Origin of the sequence: Luteibacter sp., assembly GCF_036499525.1 — a bacterium.
Taxonomy (GTDB): domain Bacteria; phylum Pseudomonadota; class Gammaproteobacteria; order Xanthomonadales; family Rhodanobacteraceae; genus Luteibacter.
In genome coordinates, this window is the sequence record NZ_DASYDO010000051.1 from 20,203 (window position 1) to 27,679 (window position 7,477).

At 66.4% G+C, this 7,477-nt stretch carries 8 protein-coding genes; all 8 read left to right on the top strand.

The window, feature by feature from the left end:
• Positions 1–24 precede the first annotated feature (24 nt).
• A complete protein-coding gene (locus VGM71_RS09655) occupies positions 25–2,052 on the top strand; it encodes a hypothetical protein (RefSeq protein ID WP_331544483.1) in 2,028 nt (675 codons plus the stop codon).
• Between the two features lie 79 nt (positions 2,053–2,131).
• Positions 2,132–2,731 carry a YdbL family protein gene (locus tag VGM71_RS09660; protein ID WP_331544485.1) on the top strand — a complete coding sequence of 200 codons (600 nt, stop codon included), beginning with the start codon at positions 2,132–2,134 and terminating at the stop codon, positions 2,729–2,731.
• Positions 2,732–2,822: 91 nt separating this feature from the next.
• A complete protein-coding gene (gene rlmD, locus VGM71_RS09665; protein WP_331544486.1) occupies positions 2,823–4,124 on the top strand; it encodes a 23S rRNA (uracil(1939)-C(5))-methyltransferase RlmD in 1,302 nt (433 codons plus the stop codon).
• A 10-nt stretch (positions 4,125–4,134) separates the two neighbouring features.
• Positions 4,135–4,659 (top strand): CYTH domain-containing protein, encoded by a 525-nt coding sequence (locus tag VGM71_RS09670; RefSeq protein WP_331544488.1) that lies wholly within the window; start codon positions 4,135–4,137, stop codon positions 4,657–4,659.
• The gene (gene nagZ / locus VGM71_RS09675; RefSeq protein WP_331544490.1) at positions 4,653–5,657 is read left to right on the top strand and encodes a beta-N-acetylhexosaminidase; all 1,005 of its coding nucleotides are present in this window, start codon (positions 4,653–4,655) and stop codon (positions 5,655–5,657) included. Before VGM71_RS09670 ends, nagZ begins: the two co-directional genes overlap by 7 nt.
• A gap of 290 nt (positions 5,658–5,947) precedes the next feature.
• Positions 5,948–6,493 carry a hypoxanthine-guanine phosphoribosyltransferase gene (locus VGM71_RS09680; RefSeq protein ID WP_331544492.1) on the top strand — a complete coding sequence of 182 codons (546 nt, stop codon included), beginning with the start codon at positions 5,948–5,950 and terminating at the stop codon, positions 6,491–6,493.
• A gap of 5 nt (positions 6,494–6,498) precedes the next feature.
• Entirely contained in the window at positions 6,499–7,245 is a 747-nt protein-coding gene (locus VGM71_RS09685) for an S-methyl-5'-thioinosine phosphorylase (RefSeq protein WP_331544494.1), read from the top strand.
• Positions 7,246–7,382: 137 nt separating this feature from the next.
• Positions 7,383–7,477: cold-shock protein (locus VGM71_RS09690; protein ID WP_331544498.1), on the top strand; the 95-nt coding region annotated here is incomplete at its 3' end.

Sequence of the window (7,477 nt, forward strand, 5' to 3'; positions counted from 1 at the left end):
CTGGATTTGGCAGAATGGCCGAGCATGCTTCCCGTATCAACCCGCACCTTCGCCTTGATCCTCACTGCCCTGACGGCGATCGCCTGGGCCAGTGGGGCGTGTGCTGGGCTATCGGTGGAAGCCGACACGGTCTCCATCCCGGGGATGGAAATGAGCGGCATGCAGGCCGACATCGATCCGGCCGGCAATGGAAAGGGTCTGGACGTGAAGCTTTCCGCCGATCATGCCGATATGCCGGCGCTTGGCTGGCGCAAGCTGGGCCTGCGCCTGGAAGGCACGCTCGACCGTGACGAACTTGGACGCTGGGTCTTCGACGGCACGGTGCGACTGCGTGGCGCCCCCGGTGGCGCTCTCGGCAATGCCAGCGTCCACATGGTCGCCGACGAGGCGGCCAACACGCTCGAGGTTTCGCTGAGCCAGGACAAGGCGCTCGCCAGGGTGGCACTGCCGATGGACCAGCCGAGTCACGCCCAGATCACGCTCACGGGGCTTCCCTCCGGTTGGTTGCAGGGCCTGCTGTCGACCGTCTGGTCCGGTCGCACCACGACCGGCAGCGTGAATGCGGACCTTGCCCTGGACGTGCTCGAAAGCGGCGTGCAGGCAGCGGGGCAGTTCTCGTTGAATGGCGTCGGCTTCGACAGCCCGGGCGGCAAGCTGGCGGCGCAGGGCGTTTCCGGATCCGGGCGCCTCGGCATCGACAGCCAGGCCGATGGCACGTCGGTCGATCTCGACGCCACACTGCGCGGTGGCGACCTGCTGCTCGGTTCGCTTTACGCCGATCTTCCCGATCACGCCGTGCAGCTGTCGCTGGGGGCGCGCACGAAGAAGGGTGAACTGACCATCCGCCGTCTCCGCCTGACCGATCCCGACGCCTTGCAGCTCGACGGGGAACTGGGTGTCGCGGCGAATGGCGATCTCTCCCATCTGAGGCTCGATCGCGTCAATGCACGCTTTCCCGCCGCCTATGCCCGCTACGGAAAGGGTTTGTTGCGAGACATCGGTGTCGACGCACTGGATGCCAGGGGCGACGTGGCCGGTCATGTCGCGCTGGAAGGTGGTGCGCTGAAGGCCTTGTCCCTGCAGACGAGCGACCTCGACCTGGCGTTGCCCGGCGGCGGGTTCGGCATCGATGGCCTGCACGGTGCGGTCGACTGGAGCGCCACAGAGAACCGCCCTTCCACCCGGCTGGGCTGGCGGCAGTTGCAGGTCTATCGCATTCCCAACGGGGCCGCGGAGGCCACGTGGCGAAGCACGGGTGGCGTCCTGAAGCTGGAGAAACCGTTCGCCATTCCCGTTCTGGACGGCCAGCTCCGCGTGCTGGGCATGAGCCTGCGCCCGGCGGCGGCGAGTGGAGAACGCCTGCAGACCTCGCTTGCACTGACCGGTATCGACATGGCCGCGTTCTGTCGCGCGCTCGGCTGGCCCGCATTCCAGGGCAAGCTCGGGGGCGCCGTGCCCTCGCTGCGCTACGTCGACGATCGGGTGGAACTCGCGGGCGGACTCGCGCTCAATGTCTTCGACGGTTTCGTCGACATCACGGGCCTGACCCTCGCGCAGCCCTTCGGCCCGGCGCCGGTCCTGACCGGAAACATCGCGCTGCGGCAACTCGACCTCTCCCTCCTGACCTCGGTGTTCGACTTCGGGAGCATCACCGGCCGTCTGCGCGGGAACATCGATGACCTGCGTCTGGTGGCCTGGGTTCCGGCGGCGTTCAAAGCCAGTCTTATCGCCGACCAGGGCGGCCGGATCAGCCAGAAGGCGGTCAATAATCTCACTTCCGTTGGCGGCGGCGGTATCGCCGGCGGCCTGCAGGGCACCATGCTGAAGCTGTTCAAGACCTTCGGCTACAAGCGGATTGGACTGTCGTGCACACTCAAGGGCGAGGTCTGCAACATGGGTGGACTTGGCCCGGCGAAGGACGGCTACGCTATCGTGGAGGGCAGCGGCCTGCCGCACCTGTCCGTGGTCGGGCATCAGCGCGAAGTGGACTGGCCTACCCTGGTCCGTCGCCTCAAGGCAGCCACGGACGGCGACGGCCCCGTCGTTCGATAAGTGGACATGTAGGAGCGCGCCCTGCGCGCGAAAAGCCAACGAAGCGGTGATGCCGCGGCTGGAATCTGAGGAGGATTCGATGCGCAAGCTACTGATATTCATGGCCGCAGTGGCCACTTTGGCCGGTTGCGTCACCATCAACGTCTACTTCCCCGAAGCCGCGGCGCAAAAGGCCGCCGACCAGTTCATCGGCAACGTGCTCGAGGACAGCGCTGCCGCCCAGCCGGCCGGCGGTAAGGACACGAAGCCGTCCGCGCCCGCTGGCAGGCAGCCCTCGGCATCGCTGCTCGACCTCGTCATCCCGGCGGCCCAGGCCGCCGAGTCTCCGGATATCCGCATCAGTACCCCTGAAACGGAAGCCATCCGCGCACGGATGAAGACACGTTTCGGCGGGCAGCTGAAGGCGCTTTTCGACAGCGGAGCCGTCGGCTTCACCACCGATGGCCTCATCGCGGTGCGCGACGCCTCGGCCTTGCCACTGGACCAGCGTTCGCAGGCGGATGGGCTGGTGCGCCAGGAAAACAACGACCGCGACGCGTTGTACCGCGCGGTCGCCACGGCCAATGGCCACCCGGAATGGGAGCCGCAGATCCGCAAGACCTTCGCCCAAGGCTGGGTCCAGCGTGCGCCGTCGGGCTGGTATTATCGCGATGCCTCGGGCGCCTGGAAGCGCAAGTAGGCCCCCTCGTCAGGAGCGCACGCCGCGCCGCGACGCGTCCTCCCAGCCAGCCCGGATCGTCGGCGGTCCGGGCTTTACGTTTTTTGAGCGCATGACCGAATTCGAAGCCATCATCACCGACCTCAGCCACGACGGCAGGGGCGTCGCCCGCATCGACAACAAGGCCACTTTCGTCTCCGGCGCATTGCCGGGCGAGCGCGTGCTGCTGACGTACCGCAAGCGTCATCGCAATTACGACGATGCCGAGGTGGTTCGTGTACTCGAACCCTCGCCTGAGCGCGTGGAACCGGTGTGCCGTCATTTCGGCCAGTGCAGCGGCTGTTCGCTCCAGCACCTGTCGCCTGCGGCGCAGATCGCCGCGAAGCAGCGCGTGCTTGCTGAGAACTTCGAGCGCATCGGCAAGGTAACACCGGAGACGTGGCTGCCGCCGGTGGTGGACCAGCCCTGGGGTTACCGTCGCAAGGGGCGCTTCTCCGTGCGCTACGTCGCCAAGAAGGATCGCGTGCTGGTGGGCTTCCGCGAGGAGTCCAATCCGCGCTTCGTGGCCGACATCGACGTGTGCGAGGTCATCCATCCGGCGCTGGGTCCGAAGGTAGGGCTGCTCGCCACCCTTATCAGCGGTCTCGATGCCGCACGCGACATCCCCCAGGTGGAATTCGCGGCCGGCGACGACACCGTGGCCCTGGTCTTTCGGCACCTGGCACCGCTGTCCGCGCGCGACCGCGAGGCGCTGGCCGCCTTCGGCAAGGAGCATGGCCTTGCCATCTACCTGCAGCCGGGCAACCACAGCAGCGTGCATCCTCTCTGGCCCGAGGCACCGCGCCTGGCCTTCGCCATACCCGCGCAAAACGTGGAACTCGAATTCCTTCCGCTCGATTTCGTGCAGGTGAACGCGGGCATGAACCAGCGCATGCTGGCGCGAACGCTCGAACTGCTGGACCTCACATCGACCGATCGCGTGCTCGACCTCTTCTGCGGCCTCGGCAACTTCACGCTGCCCATCGCCCGCCACGCGGCAGAAGTGGTCGGCGTGGAAGGCGAGCACGGCCTGGTGGAGCGCGCCGCGGCCAATGCGGCGCGCAATGGCCTGGGCAACGCCTCGTTCCGCGTGGCTAACCTCTTCGACGACCAGCGGTCGGAGCCCTGGGCCACGCAATCGTGGGACAAGATACTGCTCGATCCGCCGCGCGCGGGTGCCGACAAGGTGTTGGAATATCTACCGCGGAAGGGTACCAACCGGATCGTCTACGTGTCCTGCCATCCGGGATCGCTGGCGCGCGACGCGGGTATCCTCGTCGGGAAGCACGGCTTCCGCCTGGTATCCGCCGGCGTGATGGACATGTTCCCGCATACCTCGCACGTCGAATCCATCGCGCTCTTCGAGCGCGGCTGACGGAGACCCCATGGGCGTCGAAATCGAACGCAAGTTCCTCCTCGCCGGCGACGACTGGCGCGAGCTCGTGGAGCGCAGCGAGCGGATAGCGCAGGGCTATCTCGTGGCCGCTGCCGCGATCGGGGCCGGTCATGCCAGGTGCTCGGTCCGCGTGCGGCTCTCCGCCGACAAGGGCTGGCTCAACATCAAGTCGGCCACTCTCGGCGTGGAACGCCACGAGTTCGAATACCCCATCCCGCTCGACGACGCGAAGCACCTGCTGCACGAGTTGTCGGATGGTGTGCTGGAGAAGATTCGTCACCATGTCATGCTCGACGGCGCACACTTCGAGATCGATGAATTCCTCGGCGACAACGCCGGGCTGATCGTCGCCGAGATCGAACTGGTTTCGGCGGATGCGCGGTATCCGCGGCCGGCATGGCTGGGCACCGAAGTGACCGAACTGTCGCGCTACTACAACGTGAACCTCGTGGACCGCCCGTACACGCGCTGGTCGGCTGAAGAGAAGGAAGGAAGGGGAGGCGCGTCATGCTGATCGTCGGGCTTGAGGGCACGGAGCTGGCCGCGCACGAGCGCGAATGGCTTACCGCACCGGGCGTGGCTGGAACCATCCTCTTTTCGCGCAATTTCGCGTCGCGCGAACAGGTCACGACACTGATCGAATCGGTGCGCGACGTGGCCGGTGAGGACTTCCTCGTTTGCGTCGACCAGGAAGGCGGGCGCGTGCAGCGTTTCCGCGAAGGCTTCACCCGCCTGCCGCCAGTCGCAGTGATCGGCAAGCTCTACGACACGGATCCGGTGGAAGCGGTGAACCGGGCCGAGGAACATGCCTGGATCATGGCCAGCGAAATGCGCGCCATCGGCGTGGACTTCAGCTTCGCGCCGGTTGCCGACATCGGCCGTGGCAGCCGCGCCATCGGCAGCCGCGCATTCCATGCCGATCCGGCCGTGGCGGCCGAACTGGTCCAGGCCTACGTGCGCGGCATGCACCTGGGCGGCATGGCGGCGGTGCTCAAGCACTACCCCGGTCACGGCTCCGTGCTCGAAGACACGCACGAATCCGTCGCGATCGATCCGCGCGGCAAGGACGAGATCTTCCGCAACGACCTGCTGCCGTTCGTGGCTGGCATGGAGGCGCATGCCGAAGCCGTCATGGCCGCGCACGTGACCTATACCGCCGTGGACGACAGACCCGCCGGCTACTCGCACGTGTGGATCGAGGGCATCCTGCGCGGCGAGCTCGGCTTTCGCGGCTGCGTGTTCGGCGACGACATCAGCATGGCCGCGGCTGGCAGCGTCGGCGGCATCGCGGCGCGTGCCGCCGCCCACCTCGACGCGGGCTGCGACCTCGTGCTCGCCTGTTTTCCCGACGTCGTTCCCGAGGCGATCGCGGCGGTCAAGGGCCGCCGTCCGTCACCGGCCGAGCGTATCGCCCCGCTCAAAGGTGCGATCGGCTCGACCTGGGAAGGCCTCGTCGACAATCCCCAGCGCGAGCGTTTCATCGCGCGCGTGACCGCCCTAGGGGTACTCTGACTAATTATCGCAGACGCCATGACCTCAGGAAGGGCCGCCAAGGTGGCTGCGTCGCGCCGGGAAGGGTGGTTCCCTTTCCAAGCGACGCGGGCGCCTTGGCGGCCCTTCCTGAGGTCACCCTATCTACAGATATCTTTCGTGAGGGCCGAGCCTGTCTGTCCGCAGGTCTTCGGTCCGCCGGCTCAACAGACGGCCAGTCTGTCTTCGCCGACGGCCCTGTGACCTGCGAACAGACAGGCTCGGTGGCGTCTGCGATAATTAGTCAGAGTACCCCTGGCCTTGAACCACCCATGACCTCCGCCTCGTTCGAAGAAGCGCTCGCCAGCGCCGACCTCCTGTTCAGCCGTGAACAACTCGACATCGAAATCCTCCGCATGGGCCGCGAGATCGATCGCACCCTCGCCGGCGAGCGTCCTGTCTTCCTCACTGTGATGCACGGCGCGCTGATTTTCGCGGGCCAGCTCGCGCTGTCGATCCGCACCGACCTGGAATTCGACTACGCCCACGCCACGCGCTACCGCGGCCAGACCAGCGGCAGCGACCTGCACTGGATGCGCCGCCCGGAAGTGCCGCTGCAAGGTCGCACCGTTCTCCTGGTGGACGACATCCTTGACGAAGGCCACACCCTTAAGGCCGTACGCGACGCCTGCCTCGAGATGGGCGCGAAACGCGTGCTGCTGGCGGTGCTCTGCACCAAGCTGCATGGTCGCCGCGCGCATGGCATCGAAGCCGACTTCAACGGCGTGGACCTGCCGGACCGCTACGTGTTCGGCTACGGCATGGACTACAACGAACAGGCCCGCAACCTGCCGGGCATCTACGCGCTGAAGGACTGAACCCGATGAGCATCGACCTCGCCGTCATCGGCGGCAGCGGCCTTTATGCGTTCGAAGGGCTGGAGGACAGCGAGCGGCACACCGTGGAGACGCCGTTCGGCGCCGCTTCGGGCGACATCGTCAGCGGCCGTTTCCGTGGCAAGCGGCTGGCCTTCCTGGCGCGCCATGGCGAGAGCCATACGGTGCCTCCGCATCGCGTGAACTACCGCGCCAACCTGTGGGCGCTGCATTCCCTGGGAGCGCGCCGGGTGGTGGCGGTCAATGCCGTCGGCGGTATTCGCAACGACATGGGTCCGCGCACCCTGGTGGTGCCGGACCAGATCGTCGACTACACCCATGGGCGCTACACGAGCTTCAACGACGTGGAGGGGGCAGAGGTCCGCCACATCGACTTCAGCGAGCCGTATACCGAGAGCCTTCGTCAGGCGATCCTCGCGGCGGCGCGGGCGGAAGGGCTGGGCATCGTCGATGGCGGTGTCCATGGCATCACCCAGGGGCCTCGTCTCGAGACCCGTGCCGAAATTGCACGTATGAAGCGGGACGGTTGCGACCTGGTCGGCATGACGGGCATGCCGGAGGCAGTGCTCGCCCGTGAATTGGATATCGAATTCGCCTGCCTCGCACTGGTGGCGAATTTCGCGGCGGGCGCGGGGGACGAAGCCGAAATCAGTATCGAGGAAATCTTCGCCCACCTGTCTGCGGCCACCGCGAACGTGCCGCCGATCCTCGGGCGGCTCCTCGCCATGGGGTGATATCGGAATTAATCCCAGTTGCGCTTTGGCTGGAAACATGATGATACTTCCGCTGCGCCGCGGGGGCAGGCCAAGGGGATCCATGGGGAACGCCTCGCCATCCGGGTGCTTCCAGTCCATGTCCAGAGGTTTCCGCAATGCGTTTCGGTACGGTCAAGTGGTTCAACGACGCCAAGGGTTTCGGTTTCATCGCGCCCGAGGACGGTGGGGAGGACGTGTTCGTCCACTTTTC